The 23,275-nt window shown below is 67.4% G+C and carries 19 protein-coding genes; 10 read left to right on the top strand and 9 right to left on the bottom strand.

Going from position 1 to position 23,275, the window contains the following annotated elements; all coding sequences use genetic code 11:
* Positions 1–147: 147 nt before the first annotated feature.
* Positions 148–1,035 (bottom strand): MaoC/PaaZ C-terminal domain-containing protein, encoded by an 888-nt coding sequence (locus tag GAA2_RS21215; RefSeq protein WP_191835037.1) that lies wholly within the window; start codon positions 1,033–1,035, stop codon positions 148–150.
* Positions 1,035–2,399: a 3-oxoacyl-ACP reductase gene (locus GAA2_RS21210; protein ID WP_159406280.1), complete on the bottom strand. Its 1,365-nt coding sequence runs from the start codon at positions 2,397–2,399 to the stop codon at positions 1,035–1,037. Before GAA2_RS21210 ends, GAA2_RS21215 begins: the two co-directional genes overlap by 1 nt.
* Before the next feature lie 88 nt (positions 2,400–2,487).
* On the opposite strand from GAA2_RS21210, the gene GAA2_RS21205 reads away from it, so the two are divergent.
* The 3 genes from GAA2_RS21205 (at position 2,488) to GAA2_RS21195 (ending at position 6,766) form a co-directional block, all read left to right on the top strand.
* On the top strand, positions 2,488–3,810 hold the full coding sequence (locus tag GAA2_RS21205) for an acetyl-CoA C-acetyltransferase (RefSeq protein WP_159406279.1): 1,323 nt from the start codon (positions 2,488–2,490) through the stop codon (positions 3,808–3,810).
* A 414-nt stretch (positions 3,811–4,224) separates the two neighbouring features.
* Complete coding sequence (locus tag GAA2_RS21200; RefSeq protein WP_220455711.1) at positions 4,225–5,922, top strand: VanW family protein; 1,698 nt, start codon at positions 4,225–4,227, stop codon at positions 5,920–5,922.
* A 64-nt stretch (positions 5,923–5,986) separates the two neighbouring features.
* Positions 5,987–6,766: an SDR family NAD(P)-dependent oxidoreductase gene (locus tag GAA2_RS21195; RefSeq protein WP_024497427.1), complete on the top strand. Its 780-nt coding sequence runs from the start codon at positions 5,987–5,989 to the stop codon at positions 6,764–6,766.
* Between the two features lie 83 nt (positions 6,767–6,849).
* On the opposite strand, the gene GAA2_RS21190 is transcribed toward GAA2_RS21195, so the two are convergent.
* The 4 genes from GAA2_RS21190 to GAA2_RS21175 all read right to left on the bottom strand — a co-directional run bounded on the left by GAA2_RS21190 (position 6,850) and on the right by GAA2_RS21175 (position 11,825).
* Complete coding sequence (locus tag GAA2_RS21190; protein WP_191834584.1) at positions 6,850–7,905, bottom strand: zinc-dependent alcohol dehydrogenase family protein; 1,056 nt, start codon at positions 7,903–7,905, stop codon at positions 6,850–6,852.
* A 596-nt stretch (positions 7,906–8,501) separates the two neighbouring features.
* The gene (locus tag GAA2_RS21185; RefSeq protein ID WP_191834583.1) at positions 8,502–10,337 is read right to left on the bottom strand and encodes an acyl-CoA dehydrogenase; all 1,836 of its coding nucleotides are present in this window, start codon (positions 10,335–10,337) and stop codon (positions 8,502–8,504) included.
* Positions 10,338–10,749: 412 nt separating this feature from the next.
* Positions 10,750–11,520, bottom strand: a complete 771-nt coding sequence (locus tag GAA2_RS21180; protein WP_024497425.1) for a deoxyribonuclease IV — start codon at positions 11,518–11,520, stop codon at positions 10,750–10,752.
* Between the two features lie 89 nt (positions 11,521–11,609).
* Positions 11,610–11,825 carry a hypothetical protein gene (locus GAA2_RS21175; protein ID WP_005194730.1) on the bottom strand — a complete coding sequence of 72 codons (216 nt, stop codon included), beginning with the start codon at positions 11,823–11,825 and terminating at the stop codon, positions 11,610–11,612.
* Positions 11,826–12,070: 245 nt separating this feature from the next.
* Here GAA2_RS21175 and GAA2_RS21170 point away from each other — a divergent pair, with 245 nt between their 5' ends.
* From GAA2_RS21170 to GAA2_RS21160, 3 genes are all read left to right on the top strand, one after another.
* The gene (locus GAA2_RS21170) at positions 12,071–13,390 is read left to right on the top strand and encodes a phosphatase PAP2 family protein (RefSeq protein WP_191835036.1); all 1,320 of its coding nucleotides are present in this window, start codon (positions 12,071–12,073) and stop codon (positions 13,388–13,390) included.
* 19 nt (positions 13,391–13,409) lie between these two features.
* Complete coding sequence (locus GAA2_RS21165) at positions 13,410–13,853, top strand: hypothetical protein (protein WP_191834582.1); 444 nt, start codon at positions 13,410–13,412, stop codon at positions 13,851–13,853.
* A 70-nt stretch (positions 13,854–13,923) separates the two neighbouring features.
* Positions 13,924–14,643 carry a DUF305 domain-containing protein gene (locus tag GAA2_RS21160; protein ID WP_191834581.1) on the top strand — a complete coding sequence of 240 codons (720 nt, stop codon included), beginning with the start codon at positions 13,924–13,926 and terminating at the stop codon, positions 14,641–14,643.
* A 101-nt stretch (positions 14,644–14,744) separates the two neighbouring features.
* Here the strand turns inward: GAA2_RS21160 and GAA2_RS21155 are convergent, their stop codons facing one another.
* Positions 14,745–15,809 (bottom strand): DUF4185 domain-containing protein, encoded by a 1,065-nt coding sequence (locus GAA2_RS21155; protein WP_191834580.1) that lies wholly within the window; start codon positions 15,807–15,809, stop codon positions 14,745–14,747.
* Between the two features lie 79 nt (positions 15,810–15,888).
* Positions 15,889–16,764: an acyl-CoA thioesterase domain-containing protein gene (locus GAA2_RS21150; protein WP_191834579.1), complete on the bottom strand. Its 876-nt coding sequence runs from the start codon at positions 16,762–16,764 to the stop codon at positions 15,889–15,891.
* Between the two features lie 91 nt (positions 16,765–16,855).
* Between GAA2_RS21150 and GAA2_RS21145 the strand changes: the two genes are divergently transcribed.
* Positions 16,856–17,437, top strand: coding sequence for an HdeD family acid-resistance protein (locus tag GAA2_RS21145; RefSeq protein ID WP_191834578.1), 582 nt, complete (start codon positions 16,856–16,858; stop codon positions 17,435–17,437).
* Positions 17,438–17,519: 82 nt separating this feature from the next.
* On the opposite strand, the gene GAA2_RS21140 is transcribed toward GAA2_RS21145, so the two are convergent.
* Positions 17,520–21,398: a Pls/PosA family non-ribosomal peptide synthetase gene (locus GAA2_RS21140; protein WP_191834577.1), complete on the bottom strand. Its 3,879-nt coding sequence runs from the start codon at positions 21,396–21,398 to the stop codon at positions 17,520–17,522.
* Between the two features lie 144 nt (positions 21,399–21,542).
* Here GAA2_RS21140 and GAA2_RS21135 point away from each other — a divergent pair, with 144 nt between their 5' ends.
* From GAA2_RS21135 to GAA2_RS21125, 3 genes are read left to right on the top strand one after another with little or no spacing between them, the layout of a single operon-like run.
* On the top strand, positions 21,543–22,517 hold the full coding sequence (locus GAA2_RS21135; RefSeq protein ID WP_191834576.1) for an alpha/beta hydrolase: 975 nt from the start codon (positions 21,543–21,545) through the stop codon (positions 22,515–22,517).
* The gene (locus GAA2_RS21130; protein ID WP_096274780.1) at positions 22,486–22,911 is read left to right on the top strand and encodes a YidH family protein; all 426 of its coding nucleotides are present in this window, start codon (positions 22,486–22,488) and stop codon (positions 22,909–22,911) included. Before GAA2_RS21135 ends, GAA2_RS21130 begins: the two co-directional genes overlap by 32 nt.
* A 34-nt stretch (positions 22,912–22,945) precedes the next feature.
* Complete coding sequence (locus GAA2_RS21125; protein WP_191834575.1) at positions 22,946–23,239, top strand: hypothetical protein; 294 nt, start codon at positions 22,946–22,948, stop codon at positions 23,237–23,239.
* The last annotated feature ends 36 nt before the right edge of the window (positions 23,240–23,275 follow it).

Genomic DNA, 23,275 nt, shown 5'->3' with positions numbered 1-23,275 from the left:
GTTGCGGGGCGCAGTCGTGTGCCTTTTCGTGCAAGTCAACTGACCAGAATGGACTGGCAGTAGTGGCTGACGGAAAGAGGTTCGCTCCCTCGATCCGTTCCCGCTCACACAAATGGGGTGAGCGGGAACGGATCTCGTGAGCGAAAATCAGCCCTTCCGCGTCGTCGCGGTGAGGTGCGGGAATCCCTTGCGACGGTCGCGGATCGCGATGTCGAAGTTGCCCTCACCGTCGATGCGACGGGTGTAGAGGTTCACCTTGGCCGGCAGCAGGATCGGCTTGCCGAACTTGACGTCGTAGGTGACCGCGCCGGGCAGCTGGGCCTCGACATTCGCGATTGCCGCTGCGGCACTCCACATCCCATGCGCGATGGCCCTGGGGAACCCGAAGGCCTTGGCCGTCAGGTTCGCCATGTGGATCGGGTTGCGGTCGCCCGACGCCGCGGCGTACTCGCGGATCCGCCCCAGATCCACGGCCAGGATCGAATCCGGCGGCGGCGGGGTCTTCGACTTCGGCTCGGGACCGCGCGGTTCGTCGGACAGGCTGGTCCGCTGCTGCTTGAGGAAGGTCGCCGTCTGCGTGGTCACCAGCTCGGAGCCGACGCTGATCTCGCTGATGACGTCGACGAGGATGCCCTTGCGATGCTCCCGCAGGTTCTCCGCGTGCGTCTCTATCGACAGCGGCTCGCCGACCTCGATCGGACGCTTCCGCTCGATCTTGTTCGACATGTGAACCGAACCGATTGCGCCGAATGGGAACTCGTCCGACGTCAGCAGCTTCATGACGACCGGGAACTGCAGCACGAAGGGGTACGTCACCGGCAGGGTGGCGCCGAAACGCTGACCGGTCGCATGGCAATACGCCTGCAGCGCAGCGGGATCGACGCGGACATCCTCGAGCCGGTAGTGGGTGTCGGGGACGGTCGCGTCGGCCGGGACCCGGGCGGGCTTGCCGATGCCCGGCAACATCCCGGTGACGGCCTTGCCGTACAGCTCGCCGGTGCCGGGGGCGCCGGGAAGAGTGATCGTCTTACCCATCACGCACCCAGGAATCCCTGGCCGCACACGCGGACCACGTTGCCGGTGATGGCGCTGCTCGCCGGGTTGGCGAAGTAGGCGACGGTCTCGGCGACGTCGACGGTCTGGCCGCCCTGCTGCAGAGAGCTCATCAGGCGGCCGGCCTCGCGGGTGGCCAGCGGGATCGCAGCGGTCATCTTGGTCTCGATGAAGCCCGGGGCGACCGCGTTGATGGTGATGCCCTTCTCGCCCAGGATCGGCGCGTAGGCGTCGACCAGGCCGATGACGCCGGCCTTCGATGTGCCGTAGTTGGTCTGGCCGCGGTTACCCGCGATGCCGGCGATCGACGACACGTCGATGACGGCGCCACCGGAACGCAGCGCGCCCTTCTCCAGCAGCTTCTCGACGAGGGTCTGCGGGGCGACGAGGTTCACCGCGATGACGGCGTCCCAGCGGGCGTCATCCATGTTGGCGAGGAGCTTGTCGCGGGTGATGCCGGCGTTGTTGACGATGATGTCGATGCCGCCATGACGCTCGAGGGCGTGCTCGGCGAGCTTGTCGCCCGCATCGGGGGCGGTCACGTCGAGCGGGAAGGCGGTGCCGCCGACCTTGTTGGCGGTCTCCGACAGTGCGTCACCGGCCTGGGGGACGTCGGCGGCGATCACGTGGGCGCCGTCGCGCGCGAGGACCTCGGCAATGGTGGCGCCGATGCCGCGTGCCGCACCGGTCACCACGGCGACCTTGCCCTCGAGGGGGCGATCCCAGTCCTTCGGGGCGGTCGCGTCGGCGGAACTTACTCGGATGACCTGTGCGTCGACGAAAGCGGACTTGGCCGACAGCACGAAGCGTACGGTCGATTCCAGGCCGGTGAGACCGGTCTTGGCGTCGGGCGAGACGTACACGAGCTGGACGGTGGAACCCTTCAGCAGCTCCTTGCCGAGCGAGCGGGTGAAACCCTCGAGAGCGCGCTGTGCGACGCGCTCGGACGGGTCGGTCACGAGCTCCGGCGTGGTGCCGATGACCAGGAAGCGCGCGCACGGTGCGGTCGAGCGCATGGCCGGCTGGAAGAACTCGAACAACTGGCGCAGTTCGCCCGGGGAGGTGATGCCGGTGGCGTCGAAGACCAGGCCGCCGTACTTGTCGGCGCTGCGGCCGGTCAGGGCGTTCTGGATGAGGTCGTAGTCGTCACCCGAGAGCATCTCGCGGAGCGGTTCGACGAGGCGTCCCGATCCTCCCAGCAGTACGGGACCGGGCAGCGCCGGTTCGGACGGCTTGTACCGCCGCAACGGCGGCGGGACGGGGAGTCCGGCCTGTTTGGCGATGAAAGCGCCGGGCGCGGAATGGACGAAGCTCGAGTACAGGCCAGTGTTTCCGGTGGCGGCCATGTTGATCTCCTCTGACTGTCGTTCGACAACGAACTTACTGTTGAGTAAGAATACGCTATAGATACCGCACACGACCCTGGAGATCGACGTGGCAGAGAACAATTCCCCCGCGAACAAGACCACCCAACCGAAGACCCGCCCCGAGCGTCCGGTGGCGATCCTCGGCGGCAATCGCATCCCGTTTGCCCGCCAGGACAAGGCATACGCCAAGGTCAGCAACCAGGAGATGTTCACCGCCGCGCTCGACGGTCTGGTGAGCCGCTTCAACCTGCAGGGCGAGCGGCTCGGCATGGTCGCCGGAGGTGCCGTGCTCAAGCACGCCCGTGACTTCAACCTCATCCGCGAATCGGTGCTGGGCTCGGCACTCTCGCCCTATACCCCCGCCTTCGACATCCAGCAGGCGTGTGGCACCGGCCTGCAGGCCATCACCACCGTCGCGGACGGGATCGCACGTGGCCGCTACGACGCCGCGATCGGCGGCGGTGTCGACACCACCTCCGACGCCCCGATCGCCGTCGGCGAGGGCCTGCGCCGCCAGCTGCTCGAGGTCAATCGCGCGCGGTCGACCAAGGACCAGATCCTCGGTGCCGCCAAATTGCTCACCAAGCTCGGGATCGAGATCCCGCAGAACGGCGAGCCGCGCACCGGCATGTCGATGGGTGAGCACGCCGCCATCACCGCCAAGGAGTTCGGCATCAAGCGGGCCGACCAGGACGAACTCGCGGCACGCAGCCACCAGAACATGGCGTCCGCCTACGACGACGGTTTCTTCGACGACCTGATCACCCCGTTCATGGGTCTGACGCGTGACCAGAACCTGCGTGGCGACTCGACCGCGGAGAAGCTCGCGAAGCTCAAGCCGGTCTTCGGCGTCTCCCTCGGCGACGCGACGATGACCGCGGGCAACTCGACGCCGCTCACCGACGGGGCGTCGACCGTGCTCCTGGGCAGCGACGAGTGGGCGGCCGAGCGCGGCCTGCCGGTGCTCGCGTACTTCGTGGACAGCGAGACGGCCGCCGTCGACTACGTGAACGGGCCCGATGGCCTGCTCATGGCCCCGACCTATGCCGTACCGCGGCTGCTGGCGCGCAACGGTCTCACGCTGCAGGACTTCGACTTCTACGAGATCCATGAGGCGTTCGCCTCCGTGGTGCTCGCGACCCTGCAGGCGTGGGAGTCCGAGGAGTACTGCAAAGAGCGTCTGGGCCTCGACTCGGCACTCGGACCGATCGACCGGTCCAAGCTCAACGTCAACGGCTCCTCGCTTGCGGCGGGCCACCCGTTCGCCGCGACCGGCGGACGCATCGTGGCCCAGGCGGCCAAGCAGATCAAGGAGAACGGCGGCGGACGCGCGCTGATCTCGATCTGTGCCGCCGGCGGGCAGGGCGTCACCGCGATCATCGAGGGTTGATCCCTCGTCCGGCACTCCATGCTCCCTGAGTAGCGAGCTTGCGAGCGTATCGAAGGGACTCGGCGAAGACGCTCGTCTGCCGGTCCTTTCGATACGCCCCTCCGCAAGCTCCGGGGCTACTCAAGGAGCGGGGGACGCGACGAATCGCTCGATCCGTCTAGTTTTTCGCGCAAGGAGCGGGGGAGGCGACGAATCGCTCGATCCGTCTCGTTTTCGCGCGCGAAATGGGGTCCTTCGTCACATGTTTGGACCAAACGCGGCCGCGGACGTGTCAACGGCCGAAAAGTAGCGTAAACATGAAGACAGCTCCGGCAGAGCTGTCAGACCCCCGACCCGACAGCTCGGCTGGAGCACCTACTTTTCTCGGGTACGTTCTACGGCCACCACCATGACCGGCCCAGGTAGTCAGCCGTGATGGATGGAGTTGTGACCACAAGCGCCGGGCGAGTACGCCACGCGATACGCGCTGTGCTCGCCGTCGTGGCCATCGTCACCCTCACGCTCTCCATCGACTTCGTCGCCACCCGTGACCACTCCGCCCGTGGAGCCGTCATCGGCGGGATCTCGGCAGGCAATCGCGACACCGCCGGGCTGGAGCCCGTCCTCGACGAGCTGACCATGCGTTCCACCCAGCCGGTCGTCCTCCGGACCCCCGAGGGCTCGGCCGAGGTCGCGCCTGCCGAACTGGGCCTCGAGTTCGACGCCGAGACGACCCGCGCACGCCTCCTTGAACAGCCGCGCAACCCGCTCGTGCGATTCCTGGCACTCGTCGGTCGCGATGTCGACGTCGAACCGGTCGTGAAACTCGACCCCGCAACCATGAACAAGGCGCTCGACGCCCACCGCCGGTCGCTGGAGAAGGCCGCGGTCGAGGGCGGGGTGCACTTCGAGGGCACCACGCCGGTGGGCGACGAACCGGCGCCGGGTGAACGCATCGCACGGGAGGCCGCGGCCGCCGTGCTCGTCGACCACTGGCTCGACGGGGCGCCGATCGACATGCCGATGGAACCGTTCTCGCCGACCGTCGGCCCCCAGGTCGTCGCGGCCACCGTGGCCGGGCCGGCCGAACGCGCCACGTCGGGCCCGGTGAAGCTGATCGACCGGCGGAAACGCACGGTCGAGGTCCCGGCGGGAGACATCGCGTCGATGCTGACCTTCGGTCCGGACGGCCGGGGCGGGCTCACGCCGCTCGTCGACGAGAAGAAGGCGCGGGAAGCGCTCGCGCCCGATCTCGATCCGTCCCAGAGTCCCGCCGTCAGTGCGACTTTCAGTCTCGCCAGTGGCCGGCCGACCGTCGTGCCCGCGGTCACCGGCTCGAAGATCAACTGGGACAAGACGCTTCGGGAACTCGCGACGACGGCGACCGCAGGCGGCGGCAGCCGCACCGCCGAGGTGGTCTATGACGACGTCGATCCGCGGCTCACCACCGACGCCGCCCGCAAACTCGGTGTGCGCGAACTGATCAGCGAGTACACCACCGATGGCTTCTCGAGTGCCTCCGGCGAGAACATCCGCCTCGTCGCCGCCGAGGTCGACGGTGCGCTGGTCCTGCCCGGCAAGGTGTTCTCGCTCAACGGCCATACCGGTCCGCGCGGGACGGCGCAGGGCTATGTCGACTCGACGATCATCAACAACGGCCGCGCCGCGACGGCCGTCGGCGGCGGCATCTCGCAGTTCGCGACCACCCTCTACAACGCCGCCTACTTCGCCGGTCTCGAGGACGTCGACCACACCGAGCACGCGTACTACATCTCGCGGTATCCGGAGGCCCGGGAGGCCACCGTCTTCGAGGGCGCCATCGACCTGAAGTTCCGCAACAACACCCGTCACGGTGTGCTCATCGAGACGAGCTGGTCGCCGTCTGCGGTGACGGTGCGGCTGTGGGGCACCAAGGCCTTCGAGGTCGAGTCGATCACCGGCGAACGCTATGACACCACCGAACCGGAACGGATCAGACTCCCCAAGGGCGACGACTGCATCGCGAGCAGCGGCAGCAAGGGATTCACCACGTCGAACACGCGCATCATCCGTGACGCGAAGACGGGCCGCGAGATCAACCGGTACACCCGCACCGTCCGGTACGCGCCCGAGCCGAACGTGAAGTGCGTGTAAGACGATCGGCGTCTTTCACCGAAGGACTTTACCGAGCGATAGAACGCTCGATAGGCTCCGAGTCGTGGATATCAATGGAGCTAGTGCAATCGTCACGGGTGGAGCGTCGGGCATCGGCGCAGCTGCGGCTCGCCAGCTGGCGGCCAAGGGTGCGAAGGTCATCGTCGCCGACCTCAACGCAGACAAAGGTGAGGAACTCGCCAAGGAGATCGGCGGACAGTTCGTCGCCGTCGACGTGACCTCGACCGAGCAGATCGAGGCCGCCGTCAACGCGGCCACCGAACTCGGCCCGCTGCGCGCGCTGGTCAACTCGGCCGGCATCGGCTGGGCCCAGCGCACCATCGGCCGCGACGGTGAGTTCGGGTCGGCGCACAACCTGGACGCCTACAAGAAGGTCATCGCGATCAACCTGATCGGCACCTTCGACTGCATCCGTCTGGCCGCCACTGCGATGAGCCGCAACGAGCCGCTCGACGCCCACGGTGAGCGTGGCGCGATCGTGAACATGGCCAGCGTCGCCGCCTTCGACGGCCAGATCGGCCAGGCGTCGTACTCCTCGTCCAAGGGTGGCGTCGTCGGCATGACCCTGCCGGTCGCCCGCGACCTGGCCGCGGTCGGCATCCGCGTCAACACCATCGCCCCGGGCCTCATCGACACCCCGATCTACGGCGAGGGCGAGGCCGCTGAGGCGTTCAAGGCGAAGCTGGGCGAGTCGGTCCTGTTCCCGCACCGCCTGGGCGCTCCCGACGAGCTGGCCTCGATGGTCGTCGAGCTGGTCACCAACAGCTACATGAACGCCGAGGTGATCCGCGTCGACGGCGGTATCCGGATGCCTCCGAAGTAGCCTGCACAACCCATCACTGCTCGCCGAACCCACTGCCCTCCGGGGTGGTGGGTTCGGCCGTTCCCGGAGGGTGTGCGGATGGCTCAGGCCTGCAGGACCACCTTGAGTGCCTTGGTCTCCGCGGCCCGACCGAAGACGTCGTAGGCCTCGATGATGTCGCAAAGGGCGAATCGGTGGCTGATGAACAGGTCCGGGTCGATCCGGCGCTGCGCGACGAGCTTGAGCAGGACGCCGAGGGTGTCGGTGTTCACCAGACCCATCGAGACGTTGATGTTCGAGATCCACAGGTCCTGGAGTGCGAACTCGACCGGCGCACCGTGCACGCCGACGTTGGCGACATGGCCCGCCGGGCGCACTACGTCCAGGCACATCTGGAAGGTCTGCGGGATGCCGACCGCCTCGATCGCGACGTCGACGCCGAGACCGTCGGTCATCGCGAGGACCTGGTCCTTCCAATCGGTATCCGATGACACCACGCCGTCGGTCGCGCCGAAGGCCTTGGCCTGTTCGACGCGGTTGGCATCGACGTCGACGGCGATCACCCGGCTCGGCCCGTACAGTCCCGAGGTCGCGATCGTCGCGAGGCCCACCGGTCCGGCGCCGACCACGGCCACCACATCGCCGGGTTCGACGCTGCCGTAGCGGACACCGATCTCATGACCGGTGGGCAGGATGTCACTGAGGACGACGCCCTGCTCCGGCGTGACCCCCGACGGCAGCTTGTAGACCGATGTCTCCGCGTAGGGGACACGTACGTACTCGGCTTGTGTGCCGTCGATGAGGTGCCCGAAGATCCAGCCGATACCCGACGCACCCTCCTCGCCCAGACAGTGCGAATGCACGCCGTGCTTGCAGAAGTCACATTTGCCGCAGGCCGAGATGCACGACAGGATCACCTGATCGCCGACTGCGAGAGTCGTTACCGCAGAGCCGATCTCGGTGATCGTCCCGACGCCTTCGTGGCCGAGTACGCGACCTGGCCCGACGGCAGGTACGTCGCCTTTGAGGATGTGCAGATCGGTGCCGCAGATGGTGGTGGCGTCCATCTTCACGATGACGTCGGTCGGGTGGAGGATCGTCGGATCGGGTACGTCGTCCCAGCTCTTCTTGCCTGGTCCGTGGAAGACGAGTGCCTTCATGGGCTCTCCCTCGAGTTGTCCCCGACTGTCGGTGGTCTCACTTCCCGAGGCTAGGCAGGTCCCGTATGACACACCCGGACCTTCTCGGATCGAGACGCGACCGCAACGGCAAACCCACCCTTTTTCCGCTAATCCGGCACCCGTCCGGGTGGTGGGTTTGCCGAAAAGGGCCGCCACCGCCGAAGAAGAGTCACAAGGGGCTCTGGATCACGCTCGGCGTCCTTGCATTCCTCGTCGTAGGCGCGGTGATCGCCGGTGCGGTGGCGCTGGTCGGGACTCCGACGGTTCGATCGTCCACAACGCCGACGACGTCGAGGTCGGGCAGTGTCTCGAGATGACCTCGGGGTCGGACTGGCTGAAGGCCGAGAAGATCTCGTGTGACACCACCGACTTCCACTACGTCGTCGCCAGTAAGTCGTTCACCCGATTCGGTTGCGGGCTCAGCTACTCGACGTTCTGGTTCGCCGGCAACGAAGAGGAGGTCCTGTGTCTCGCTGCTCGAGTGACCGCTCCGCAAACCCACCACAAATCGGCAAACCCACCGCCTCGCGAGGTGGTGGGTTTGCCGATCAAGGGTGGGTTTGCGGATTCTCAGATCAGAAGGCCGCTTCGTCGAGCTCCATGATCTCGTTGTCGACGTTCTCGACGGTGACGCGGACGGAGGTGAGCAGCGGCAGCATGTTCTTGGCGAAGAAGCTGGCCACGGCGACCTTGCCCTCGTAGAAGGCCTTGTCGTTGTCGGATGCACCGTTGTCGAGTGCGGCGAGGGCGATCTGGGCCTGACGCAGCAGCAGCCAGCCGATCATCAGGTCGCCGACGGACATCAGGAAGCGGACCGAACCGAGGCCGACCTTGTACAGCTCGGCCGGGTTCTCCTGTGCGGCCATCAGGCTCCCGGTCAGGGAGGCGGCCATCGCCTGGACGTCCTCGAGGGCGGTCTTCAGCAGAGCGCGCTCGGCCTTCAGCCGACCGTTGCCGGCCTCGGAGTCGATGAAGCTCTGGATCTGGCCGGCGACGTGCGCGAGGGCCTGCCCCTTGTCGCGGATGATCTTGCGGAAGAAGAAGTCCTGCGCCTGGATGGCGGTGGTGCCCTCGTAGAGCGAGTCGATCTTCGAGTCGCGGATGTACTGCTCGATCGGGTAGTCCTGCAGGAAGCCCGAACCGCCGAGGGTCTGCAGGGACTCGTGACCGAGGGTGGCGTAGGCGCGCTCGGAACCGACGCCCTTGACGATCGGCAGGAGCAGGTCGTTGACGCGGTGCGCCATCTCCGCGTCGGCGCCGGAGACGATCTTGGCGGCAGCGACGTCCTGGTGCGATGCGGTGTAGAGGTAGACCGCGCGCAGACCCTCGGCGTAGGCCTTCTGGGTCATCAGCGAACGACGCACGTCCGGGTGGTGGGTGATCGACACGCGCGGGGCTGCCTTGTCGGTCATCTGGGTCATGTCGGCACCCTGGATGCGCTCCTTGGCGTAGTCCAGAGCGTTCAGGTAACCGGTCGACAGCGTCGAGATCGCCTTGGTGCCCACCATCATCCGAGCGTGCTCGATGACCTCGAACATCTGCGCGATGCCCTTGTGGACCTCGCCCACGAGCCAGCCCTTCGCCGGGGTGCCGTGCTGCCCGAAGGTGACCTCACAGGTGGCCGAGGCCTTGATGCCCATCTTGTGCTCGACGTTGGTGACGAACACGCCGTTGCGCTCGCCGAGCTCACCGGTCTCGAAGTCGAAGTGGAACTTCGGCACGAAGAACAGCGACAGACCCTTGGTGCCGGGGCCGGCTCCCTCGGGGCGGGCGAGCACGAGGTGGAAGATGTTCTCGGTCATGTCCTGGTCGGCCGAGGTGATGAAGCGCTTCACACCGTCGATGTGCCAGGAGCCGTCCTCCTGCTGGGTGGCCTTGGTGCGGCCGGCGCCCACGTCCGAACCGGCGTCGGGCTCGGTCAGCACCATGGTGGCGCCCCAGCCGCGCTCGGCGCAGATCGCGGCCCACTTCTTCTGCTCGTCGGTGCCGTTGTTGTAGAAGATGTTGGCGAAGCCGGCACCTGCGGCGTACATGAACACCGGGGGGTTGGCGCCGAGGATCATCTCGCCGATCGCCCAGTACAGCGAACGCGGGGCGGGCAGGCCGCCGAGCTCCTCGGCGATGCCGATCTTGTCCCAGCCACCTTCGACGAGGGCGTTGTAGGACTTCTTGAAGCCCTCGGGGATGGTGACGCTGTGGGTCTCGGGGTCGAAGACCGGCGGGTTGCGGTCCACGTCGGCGAAGGATTCGGCGATCGGGCCCTCGGCGAGTGCCTTGACCTCGCGGAGCATGTCGACGGCGGTCTCGTGGTCGAGGTCGCCGAAGTCGCCCGACTCCAGCACCTTGTCGAGCTCGAACAGCTCGAACAGGTTGAACTGCAGGTCGCGCATGTTGCTCTTGTAATGGCCCATGATGAATTCCTTCTCTGGTGCGGCCGTATGCGTGATGGCGGGTTGTTCCAGGTCCCGGTCCGATCCCACTCGGGTGAAGTGGGTACCGGCCGGGCATGGTGGAGCAGTCTCGGTTCGAGCTAAGTTACTCGCCGGTAACCGCCAATATAGACCCATATCGCCGGGGGATCAATCGCTGCCGATGTGATCTACACCGACTGCCGGGCCGGCGATGACGCACGACAATTCCGGCAATGGCTGCAGGTGACGGGGATATGCGGTCCAATCGCTCATGCGCTTGGCGGCGGCAGGACCGGAGGCGTATGACGCACCACGATCGACGGCGGACGCTGTGACGGGACGGATGTCATGAACGTGGCCGCGTATCCCGCGGAACCCCGACCCCGGGCCGGAATCTGTCGTGACGGACCGGCTAGAGCGCTGAACGAAGGTATTCGAGGTCGGCGGGGATGCCCTCGGCCGGCGTCTCCAGGATCACCGGCGCATCGGCGGCCGCGGCCACGGCGACGAGCACCTCTGGATCGATGTGCCCCGAGGCGAGGTTGGCGTGACGGTCGCGACCCGAGTCGAACTCGTCGCGAGAGTTGTTGAGGTGCACCAGGTCGATGCGTCCGGTGATCTCCTTGACGCGCTCGACCAGTCCGACGAGATCCTCACCGCCGGCCCAGGCGTGGCAGGTGTCGAGGCAGAAGCCGGCCTGCTCGAAGTCGCCGACTGCTTCCCACAGCCGATCGATCGACTCCAGCGTCCGTGCCATCGCGTGATCGCCGCCCGCGGTGTTCTCGATCAGGATCGGCACCCCGAAGCCGCCCTTGTCGACCTGGCGGTCGAAGAGCTTGCGCCAGTTGGCGAATCCCTCTGCTGACTCCTCACCGTCACGGAGATGCCCACCGTGCACGACGAGACCGAAGGCCCCGAGTTCGGCGGCTGCGTCGGCCTGCTGTTCGACGGCTTTGCGCGACGGCATGCGCAGCCGGTTGTTGAGGCTCGCGACGTTGATCTGATAGCTGGAGTGCACGACGACGTCGACATCGGATTCGCGGATCGCGGCCGCATGCGGATTCGGTTGCGGCTTCTTCCAGCTCTGCGGATCGGTGACGAACATCTGGAAGACGTCGATGCCGAGTTCGGTGGCGGTGACCAACGGGTCGGTGTCCTCGCGAAGGTGTGCTCCGATGCGCATGCGTCAACGATAGTGCCCGCATCCGGGCGGCAATACCGGTGCCCGAGTCCCGAGGGACAGGCCACCGCGGTCGGTCATTCGACGACTCGTCACTCGCCGGGTGCCGGCTCCGTCTCGATCGTGATCGGTACCCCGGCCGCGATCAGCAGGCGGCACGGGGCCGCACTGTCGTGATACAGGTTCAGCCACTCATGGCCGCGAGTCCCGTCGGAATACACCGCATCGAGGGTGCGGTTCAGCCGAGCCTCCGCCTCCTTGGTGATGATGTAGCGCTGGTCGCCGTAGCGCAGGTAGCGATTGGGCACCGAGACCTCCTCTGGAATGGGGATTGCCGGACTCCAGTGTGATCCACGACACCCCGACGGGGTGTATTTCAGCCGAAACCAGTCGCCGGGTGGGTGATGGGGCCGGTCGCGACGACCGGCGATACGCGCCGTGCTGCGATGGCTCACCAATGGAAGATGGCCATTACACTGACGGCAGGTTACGAGCGTGGGTGCCCTGAGGGGCGTGACGGGCGGGATTGTGTCGGGTGAGTGTTGACGAGTCGGTGGGCTTCCCGCGACCGGGCAGGTCCACGGAACGCGGTGATGGCCAGAAGCCTGATGACACGAACTCGGCGGATGCGACGCTGTCGAGGTCCGACCAACCGCCCTCCGGACCCGAATCCGCCCCTGAGACGTCCGAGGTCGACCCGCCGGAGATGGCGCCGGTTCTCGAAGACCTGGCCGCCGCCGCGGAGATGGAGGCCGAACCCGAGAACCGTCGCGACCTGACCATGGTCCGACGCATCGCCGTCACCGCCTGGTTCGTGCTGATGGGCGTGCACATCGCCCTCGAGGGCCTGGCCTTCGACCGCACGCGGCTGATCATCCTGATGTGCCTCGGACTGGCGGCGGCCAGCATCGGGCGCCGCAGGTTCATCACGATCATCCTCGACTGGGCGCCGTTCGCCCTGATCCTGATCCTCTACGACTGGACGCGCAACATCGCGCAGGTCGTCGGCATGCCGACGCACTGGAATCTCGCGATCGACTTCGACGCGTTCCTCTTCGGCGGCATCACGCCCACGGCGTGGCTGCAGGAGAACCTCAAGCAGGCGAGCCCACCCTGGTGGGAGGTCATCGTCAGCGTCGTCTACATGTCGTACTTCATCATCCCGTATGCGGTGGCCGCGTGGCTGTGGCTCAAGGACCGTGCGGCCTGGCGCCGATACGCAGCCTGTTTCGTCGCGACGACATTCCTGGCCCTCGTCGGGTACACCCTCGTCCCGGGTGCCCCGCCGTGGGCTGCCGCACGATGCACCGCGGCCGAGGTCCAGGACTATCCGCGTGACCCGATCTGCATGTACGAGCCCGTGGCCAAGGAACCGGGCGGCCTGCTCGGGCCCTTGGACAATGCCCATCCCGACGCGGAACCGTACGTGGAACGCATCTCGGCGCGTGGCTGGAACTTCCTGAACATCCATGCCGCGTCGAACCTGGTCACGCTCGGCCAGGGCAAGTCCAACCTCGTCGCGGCCATCCCGTCGCTGCACGCCGGTCTCACGATGCTGCTGGCGCTCTTCATGTGGCCACGGGTGAAGGCGCTCGGCAAGACGCTCTTCATGGGCTACGCGTTCGCGATGGCGTTCGCCCTCGTCTATTCCGCCGAGCATTACGTCTTCGACATCGTGCTCGGGTGGGCACTCGCCGCAGCGGTGATCGCGGCGTACCAGATCGTCGATCGCAAGTATCTGATCCCGCGACAGAAACGTTTGGCCGCCGAGGCCGAAGCTGCCGGGACCGAAGCTGCCGGGACCGAAGCCGCCGGGACCGAATCCGACCGTGAGGACCCGGACGCCGAGAAGGTGTCGACGCCCGCGTCGTGACCCCGCTAGCCTGGGACAGATGACCCGGCACGGGGCCCGGACCGTACGACGGTATCGGGGGCTGATCCTTCCGCTCGCGCTCGCGGTGATGCTCATGCACACCGTGGTCGCGGGTCCGGCCGGGGCGGAAGGCCGTGCCGGCTCCCACTCCCACTCCCACTCCCACGCCGGTCATCAGACGGCGGCAGCGTCGTCGGCGCCCGGGATGACGCATGCCGCGGTGATGGGTGAGGCCCCGTCGATGTCCGGTGCGGACTGCGGCGATCACGACCACGGGTGCGTGTTCACCCGAGCCGCCGACATCGATCTCCCGACTGCCGCTCTCGTCCTGCTCGTCTGGGCCTTCCTGTCCCTGTCGGCGGCAGCGCGGTATCGCCCGGCTCGTCGCGGCGTCGTCGTCCTCGGACGTCCGCCCCCGTGGGCCATCCGCTCGCACCTGCAGTTGCAGGTGATCCGCTGCTGAGGAGACATCCGCGGACCGGTGGGTCCGCCATGTCGTCATACCCGAAAACCCTCAGCAGCAAGGAAAACCGATGTCTGTACCACGCAATGCAACTGTTCGACGCCGCGCCGCGATCGGGACCGCCCTGGGCGCCGCCGTCGCACTCACTCTCGCCGGATGTTCGTCCGATGAATCTCCTTCCGGCACAACCTCCGCCGACCGCCCGGCGGCATCGTCCCCGGCCGGCTCGTCCGCGCCCGGCCAGTCGCCCGCGTCGGCCCACAACGACGCCGACGTCGAGTTCACCACCGAGATGATCGCGCATCACCGCCAGGCGGTGATGATGGCCGAACTCGTCGAGGGCCGGACGCAGAATCGCGAACTGATCACCCTCGCGAACACGATCGAGGACGCGCAGGAGAACGAGATCGACCAGATGACAGCCCGTCTGAGGTCATGGGGCGTCCCGATGGGGGCACACATGGACGACGGGGACATGGGTCACGGAAACATGGACGACGGACACATGGACGACGGGGACATGGGGCCCGGGGGTGGCGGCATGGGCCAAGAGGGCATGCCGGGGATGATGTCCGCGGCGCAGATGGCGGCACTCCGGAACGCCAGTGGCGCTGAGTTCGACCGACTCTGGCTCGAGGGCATGATCCGTCACCACGAAGGCGCCATCGCGATGGCCGACAAGGTGCTGGCCAACGGCACCGACCCGGCCACGAAAGCCCTTGCCACGAACGTGAAGAAGACGCAACAGGCCGAGATCGACCAGATGCGGGCGATGCTGGGCCAGGGCTGAACCACCCGGAGAACGCGGTGTGGGGCGGTTCGGAGAAGATCCGGAACCGCCCCACACCCCCCTTGTGCCGACCTCAGCGTTGCAGCGTCATCTCTTCAGTGTCATCTCTTCAGGGGCAACCGCATCAGATAGACCTGATAGCCGATCGAGATCGAGTACGTGAAGTAGAGCGTGCTGCCCTTCGACCACGGGTGGATGTACGGCGCGTAGCCGGTGTACGGGTCGGCGGACGGTGCGACGATCTCACCGGAAGTCCAAGGGCCCCATGGGTTATCGGCGGTGCGGAGGGTGACGCCGATGTCCTGGCTTGCCAGCGAGATGTACTTGCCGAGGTAATCGTTCCAGGCCACGGACAGCTCGCCGGTCGGGGCGCCCATCACCGGGGTCGCGGCGCCGGGGTCGTTGCGGACCCAACGGCCGTAGGAGAAGTAGTCCCATTTGCCGAGGTTCTCGATGTCCTTCTCGTCGACGCGGGCAAGGTAGACGCCGCCCCACCGGCCGTCCGGGGTGCCGTAGTAGTAGATGGTCTTGCCGACCTTCAGGAAGGCGCCCATCTGGAACTTCTTGTTGCCGCCTCCGTTCGGACGGAAGGCGTTCAGGGCCCGCCAGTTCTCGCCGTTGTCGTTCGAGACGACCAGGCCCGACCAGTTGGTCGTCCAGATCCCCGGCTGATCCCATCGCTTGACCGACATGACGGTCATGTACTGCTTGCCGTTGGCGGCGACACCCGCGGTCGGGATGATGGTGACCTCGCGACGGACATTGGGCTTCAGCAGTCGCTTCGCGTGGCCGGGGCGGCCGGCGTGCGAGGTGAAGGTCATGCCGTCGGCCAGATTGCGGTCCGCGCTGCGCAGCAGGACGTTGGACCGCCAGTAGTACAGCTCGCCGTACAGCAGGGACCAACCGTTGAACGACTGGGTGTCACCGAATGCGGTGAGGATCTCGCCGCGACCGTTGTCCCACATGACGCCCAGATCGGTGCCGACGATGTTGAAGCGTCCGATGGTGTCGTTCATCGCGAACGGGCCCGTCAGGCGATTGACGATGGTCGCCGGACCTGCGGCATTCCCGGCCTGTGCGGGCGAGGCGGTCAGTGTCGTCGTCAGAGCAACTGCGAGCGTCGAGACGACGAGACCCAGGAGAAGCCGATGAAGGCGTCGTGTCATGGGCGAGACCTTATCAAGACCTGAGAGGTGCTGGGGGCCGGAAGAATAGGTCGCTATCCTGGCGAAACGCTGAAAACGGTCAGAGTGGACGATAGCGTGCGGTGGTGTCGACGGTGGTGAAGTCGATCTGTGCCGCAGCGTTGTTCACCGCGGTCACCAGCGCCGTCCCGAACATCCCGTCGGCGTCGTACAGTCCCGCGTTGCTGACCGAGACGCCGTCGTCCTCGACATGGAGGTCGGCCTCGACGCCGATGCGTTCACCACGGGGTAGACGACTGATCGCCACGGTGAGGTCGCAGTTGATGAAACCGATGCCGGTGGTACCCCAGTTCGAGATGACACTCGCCGACTCCGCGCTGATGACGGCGCGCTGGAACGGTGTCGGCTCCTCGCCGGGCACGATCGGGGCCGCGCGAGTCCAGACTCGTTTGCGATAGGCGTTCTGGTGATCGGGCATCTCGTACTCCCATTCCCTGGGTGCACGGCCCGGCGCGTCGGACGCCCATCGCGGGATGAGGTCGTCGTCCGAGGGCGTCGATCTCGGCGGACGGAACGTCACCGCCTCCGGCGGCCGTTGCCATCGCTCTCCCGGCGGGTTGGCCGAGGTCCGCAGGAACACGGTCGTCCCTCGTGCCACGACGACCTCCTCGCTGTCCTCCGGGTGTTGCACGATCTCGACGTCGACGACCCGGATACGTCCACCGGAGCGTGTCAGCCGCGTCCGTGTGGAGGTGATGACGTCGCGGGCGGCCTTGAACAGGTCGATCGTGCATCGGGCCGGCAGGAACTGATCGTCGCCGTACTCCACCTCGACCGCGCGCGCGGCGAGCGCACACACCGCAGGCCCGCTCAACGTCCCCGGCGCCCACAGGCTGGAGGCGAACTGCGTGGGCCGGTAGCGCAGCTCCGACGCCGAGGAGGTCTCGACAGCCTCGAAAAAGGCGATGATGGTCATCCGCTACTTATTACCGGTAGCCGCAGTCAGGTTTGTGCCAGGGCCCCGCGATCAGCATGTGCCGGGGTCCGTCTCCCGATAACCTTCGACCATGACATTTGCGACGGCGTACACGAAACATTTCCCCGACGAACTGATCGGCGCCGTCCGCACCGCGCTGATCGTCACCTCGATCGTCGGCATCGTTCTCGGTGTCGTGGTGATCGTGTGGCCGGGACCCACCATCGTCGTGGTGGCGATCCTGTTCGCGATCTCGCTGATCATCGCCGGGATCTTCCGCATCTACCAGGCGTTCGCGGCGTCGTTCCTGAGTACGGGAGTGCGCGTACTGCTCGGCGTGGTCGGCGTGATCGTGCTGCTCGCCGGAATCATCGCGCTCTTCAGCCCCGGCGACGCGATATGGCTGCTCGCGGTCTTCATCGGCATCGGCTGGATCTTCCAGGGTGTCGCCGACCTCTATGCGGCGGTCACGAAGTCCGGTCACAGCCCGACCTGGTTCCTGATCCTCTCGGGCATCGTCGCGGTGATCGCCGGAATCGTGATGATCATCCTGCCGGTCTTCTCGCTCCAGGTCCTGGCCTGGGTCGGTGGCATCATGCTGGTCGCACTGTCCATCGCGACGCTCCTGACGCTCCCCAAGAAGGTCGAGGCCCCGGTCGAGCCTGCGGTCTGACCTCGACACGCGGCGTCCTCGCTGCGCTCGTTCGACGCGGCTCGGCCGGCAGGACCGCCCTGCTGGTCGGGCTGGTCGGAACCTACTTCGCCGTCGGCCACGGGGCGATGGGATTGCCCTGCCAACGGGTGTGCGCGGGCACGACGTCGCCGCGCATGACCAGCGAAGCCGGTCCGACCGTTGCCGATTCGCCCAGCCCCGACGCCGGAAGGGCGACGCAGTGCGGTCCGAGGGTCGCGCCGGCGTCGAGGGTGACGCGGTCGATGGCCATCACGCGGTCGTGGAACAGATGCGTCTGGACGACGCAGCCTCGCTGCACGGTCGCGCCGTCGCCGAGGCTGACCAGATCGGCCTCGGGTAGCCAGTACGTCTCACACCACACGCCACGCCCGATCCGGGCGCCGAGCAGACGAAGCCACAGGTTGAGAATCGGTGTCCCGGTGGCGGCATTGGCGAACCACGGCGCGGCCACGGTCTCGACGAACGCGTCCGACAGCTCGTTGCGCCAGACGAACGAACTCCACAGCGGGTGCTCGCTCACCGTGATGCGTCCGACGACGAGCCATTTGGCGGCGGCCGCGGTGCCACAGGCAATGGCGCCGACCCCGAGCAGCAACAGTCCGCTCACCAGCGCGGCCATGCCGTAGTGCAGGTGAACGGCGACGTACTGCAGCGCGAACAACATGCCGACACCGAGCCCGAACGACACCATCACCGGGATGAGACGCAGGGTTTCGATGGCGGCACGCGCGACCTTCAGCTTTGTCGGCGGGTCGAAGGTGCGCGACGTGTCGATCTCGGCGGCGGTGCGGCGCAGGCGGACCGGTGGGCTGCCCAGCCAGCTCGACCCTGACTTCGCGCGGTCCGGCGTCGCCGACAGCACCGCGACCAGGCCGTTCTTGGGCACCTTGCGGCCCGGCCCGGTCATCCCGGAATTCCCGAGGAACGAGCGCTTGCCGATCTTCGCCTCGTCGATGTGCAGCCAGCCGCCGCCCAGCTCATACGACGCGACCATCGTGTCGTCGGCCAGGAAGGCGCCGTCGCCGATGGTGGTGAAGCGCGGCAGCACGAGTGCCGTCGAGATCTCGGTGCTCTTGCCGACCTTGGCGCCCAGCACGCGGAACCAGATCGGTGTCAGCAGGCTGGCGTAGAGCGGGAACAGATAGGTGCGGGCGGCGTCGAGGAGCCGTTCGGTGAGCCAGACCTGCCAACCGACCCGGGATCGCACCGGGTGGTAGCCGGTGCTCAACCCCAGCGATGCCAGGCGTACCAGTCCTGCGGTGATCGCGGCGAAGACGACGAGGCTGGTGAGGGTCGCGGCCGGCAGGAGGATGAGCGCACGGACCGCGGCGTCGCGCAACCGGTCCGCAGAGAGGGCCCAGCTGCCGATGACGGCGAGTCCCGCGGCCAGCGAGACCAGCGGGATCGCGGCCAGGACCAGCGAGGACAGGCCGTACGCCGGCACCCAGCCACTGGCGCGCGGTGGCCGGTGATCGGGCCAGGGGTGTGCGGCCTTGCCCACCTTGATCGCGGGTGAGCCGGCCCAGTGCTGGCGCGCCTTCACCCGACCGAACACCGCGGAACCCGGCGCGACGACGGCGTCACGTCCGACGACGGCTCCCGGCATGAGCGTCGACCGTGCGCCGATCGTCGCCCCGCGTTTGATCGCGATCTCCCCGATGTGGACGACGTCGCCGTCTATCCACCAACCGGCGAGGTCGACCTCGGGTTCGACCGAGGCGCCTTCCCCGACCGTCAGCAGTCCGGTGACCGGCGGGATCGTGTGCAGGTCGACGCCCCGCCCGACCTGTGCGCCGAGAGCGCGGGCGAGGTAGATCATCCACGGCGCGCCGGAGAGGTTCGCCGCACCGCTCGCGTCCAGGAGTCGTTCGGCCACCCACAGCCGCACGTGCACGCCGCCGCCGCGGGGGTACTCACCCGGGGTGACGCCGGCGAGGAGCAGACGGGAACCCGACGCCGCGATGAACATCCGGCCGGGCGGCGTGATGAAGACCAGGAACGCGACGAGCAGAACCCACCAGTTCACCTCGACCAGCCACGGGACCGAGCGGTTCATCCGGTCGGCGACGACGGCGGCCAGGTTGTTCACGACGCCGAGCCAGGTCGCCCACTGGAGACCGGTCAGGGTGGTCAGGGGAACGGTCAGCGCGACCTGGGCGACGCCCGTGGCGCGCGGTGTCGGTCTCACATGACGTTCGACGATGTTCGTCGTCGGTCTGCGCGCGTCCAGCATCTCGGCCATCGAGCCGAGACGGGGATGGTCGTAGAGGTCGGCGACCGAGATGTCCGGGTGGCGTCCGCGGATCGCGGTCACCAGCTGTGCGGCGGCGAGCGAACCACCGCCCTCGGCGAAGAAGTCGACATCGGGGCTGCTGACCCGGATGCCGAGCACATCGGTCCACAACTGGGCCAGCCACAACTCGGTCTCACCGAGTTCCACATCCTCATCCACTGGTCTGCTGCTGCCCGGCAGGGGCCAGGGCAGCGCATCGCGATCAACCTTTCCCGAAGTGCGCGTGGGCAATTCGTCGACGAGGGCGAGGGTCGGGACCATCGCGGTGGGCAGGTGGCGGGTGAGTTCGGCGTGCGCGGCCGAGACGTCGAAGTCGGGATCAGCGGAGACCAGGTAGCCGACGAGCAGGCTGTTGCCCGCCGCGGACTTGCGGACCGCGGCGGCGGCGCCACTCACACCGGGCAGGTGCTGTAGGGCATTGTCGATCTCGCCGAGTTCGATGCGTCGCCCGCCGACCTTCACCTGGTCGTCGGCCCGACCCATGAAGATCAGGCCCGCGGACTCGAGTCGCACGAGATCGCCACTGCGGTAGGCGCGTTCCCAGCCCAGGGTCGGCATCGGGGCATACTTCTCGGCGTCCTTGGCCGGGTCGAGGTAGCGGGCCAGTCCGACGCCGCCGATGACCAGTTCGCCGACCTCGCCCTCGGCGACCGGCCGGCCGTCGGCGTCGACGACCGCGAGATCCCATCCGCGCAGAGGCAATCCGATGCGCACCGGACCGGGTCCGCCGAGCGGGGCGGCGCACGCGACCACGGTCGCCTCGGTGGGGCCGTAGGTGTTCCACACCTCCCGCCCGGGCACGGCGAGGCGATCGGCGAGTTCCGGCGGGCAGGCCTCGCCGCCGAAGATCAACAGTCGCACCGCCTCCAGGGCCTCCGGTGGCCACAACGACGCCAGTGTCGGCACGGTCGAGACAATGGTGACGTCCCGCGCGACCAGCCAGGGCCCCAGGTCCATGCCGCTGCGCACCAGCGATCGTGGTGCCGGAACGAGGCAGGCGCCGTTGCGCCAGGCCAGCCACATCTCCTCGCACGACGCGTCGAAAGCGACCGAGAGCCCGGCGAGCACACGGTCACCGGGTCCGATCGGCGCGTCGGCGAGGAACATGTGTGCCTCGGCATCGACGAAGGCGGCCGCGTTGCGGTGGGTGACCGCGACACCCTTCGGGGTGCCGGTGGAACCGGAGGTGAAGATGATCCACGCGTCGTCGTCGGGTGTCGGACGCGCCGGTGCGACCGCGGTGCCGGCGGGTTTCGTCGCGTGCGGGCCGTCGGCGTCGACGATGGCATCCACGTCGGCCTCGCCGAAGACGAGTTCGGCGCGCTCATCGGGATCGTCCGCGTCCACGGGCACGTAGGCGGCACCGGCGTACAGCGTGGCCAGGATGGCGACGTACAGATCGCGTGAACCGGACGGCATCCGGATGCCGACGCGGCTGCCGTGCCCGACGCCCACCTCGGCGAGACGAGCGACGGTGCGTCGGATCAGCGCCAGCAGCTGGCCGTAGGTGAGGGTGACGTCGCCGTCGTCGATCGCGGCGGCGTCGGGGTTCGCCCGCGCGGTCTCGGTGAGGACGTCACACAGGGTCCGCGGATCGTCTGCCTGCGCGGACAGCAGGAACTGAGGAGAGATCTGTACCTGCGTCACAGCCACCGTCTAGTCACGAGTTCGAGAATATAGCCGACCCAGGTGACCAGCAGGGCTCGGCCCGGTGAATGTTTTTCCCCGGCGTTTACCGGATACAGGAGGGGTGCCGAGGGTGTAGCTTCGGCTCAGACCAGGAGGAATTCCATGCCCATCGTCCATCACCGGCGGCCGAGTCTCCTGTCATATCCTCTCTGGCTCGGATCACGCCTGTTCCTGAAGCCGATGCTCACCCTGTGGCCGGTCAACAGTGCGGGCCTCGCCGGTCTGTTCCTGATCGACCGGCTGATGGCGGTCGGACCCAAACCCCGCGGGGTCGTCCGCGAGCAGTTGACCCTCGCGGGTCGTTCCACGGAGCTGATCATGCCCGCCGGTCCGTCGCGCCGGGACAGCGACACGGCGATGCTGTACCTGCATGGCGGCGCCTTCGTCGTGTGCGGTCTCGGTACCCACCGTTCGATCGCCGCGCGGCTGGCGCGCGCCTGCGAGATCCCGGTGTTCTCACTCGAGTACCGGCAGCTGCCGAAGGCGGGGGTGGGCGCATCGGTGGCCGACACGATCGACGCGTACGCCGAACTGATCAACGAACGCCACTATCGGCGGGTCATCGTCGCCGGTGATTCGGCGGGCGGGTTCCTCGCGGCCAAGGTCGTCGAGGCCGTCGCCGAGCGCGGACTACCGGCCCCGGCGGCGCTCATCGGCTTCTCTCCGCTGCTCGACGTGGACCTGGGTACCAACCCGGACCGGTCCAGTCGCTCCGACGCCTATCTGCCGAAGTCGAAGATGGCCAAGCTGGCCCCCAAGTTCGATCGCGGTCCCGTGCCGCTGACGGGGGTGCGCCGGATCTCCGATCTCGATCCGGACGAGTTCCCGCCGACGGTCATGGTCACCGCCCAGGGCGAGATGCTGGAGCCCGACGTCATCGACCTGGTCGAGATTCTCGACCAGGCGGGGATCGAGGCCCTCGCGCACAGCTACGCTTGGCAGGTGCACGCGTTCCCGGTGCTGGCCTCGCATCACCCGGAGACCATCCACGCGATCGAGGTGACCGCGGCCTTCGCGAAACAGGCGATACGAGAGGGCAAGAGCACTGACGACCGAGAGGACCAACGGGTCGGCTGACGAAAGCCGCCCCGGCACCGAAGCAGGTGCCGTCCCCACCGCCGCGCCACCCACCGACGCCCCGCCCGGTGCGGTCGACGCGCGCTTCACCCTCGCCGCCGAACGCACGCTCCTCGCGTGGGTGCGGACCGCGATGGGGTTCATGGCGGCAGGTATGGCGATCGTCTACCTCGCCCCCGACATCGACGATCCGGTGCTCGAACTGGTCCTCGGTCTCGTCCTCGTCGCCCTGGGTTGCTCCCTCGCCGTGATCGGTGCGTGGCGCTGGCGGCGGACGATGCGAGTGCTCCAGCAGGGTGGACAGATGCCGGGCCCGGCCCAGATCCTGTTCGTCGTCACTGCGATAGTGGTGGTGGCCATCCTGATCGCGGTTGTCGTCGTGATCCAGACCTGATCGCCATCCCGACCTGTTCTACCCAGGAGTTCCCGTGAGTACCGGCCCCGACTTCTCCCGCGGCGCGCAGACGCTGTCGACGACGATGACCAGCGTCGGCGCGGCCATCCTCATCGTCTGCCTGGGCTGGTTGACCGTCGACTGGTGGCGCGACGGCCGCTGGTTCTGGGTGGCCGTCGGGATCGCCATCATCGTGGTCAACATCGTGCTGATCGTGCTGCAGATCCGCCGCCGCCGCGCAGAGCGCGCCAAGGACCCGAAGCGCCCCCGGCGTCCGCTGATCGACAACTTCGACGACCTCGACGACAACCCTCCCCCTGCTGCCTGATCCGAAGGTTCTGGTGAGCCCCCTCCGGGAAAGCCG

The organism is Gordonia ajococcus, assembly GCF_012974285.1.
GTDB classification, from domain to species: domain Bacteria; phylum Actinomycetota; class Actinomycetes; order Mycobacteriales; family Mycobacteriaceae; genus Gordonia; species Gordonia amicalis.
The sequence above is the reverse complement of the archived record's forward strand: the minus strand, read 5'-3'. Positions and strand labels throughout refer to the sequence as shown.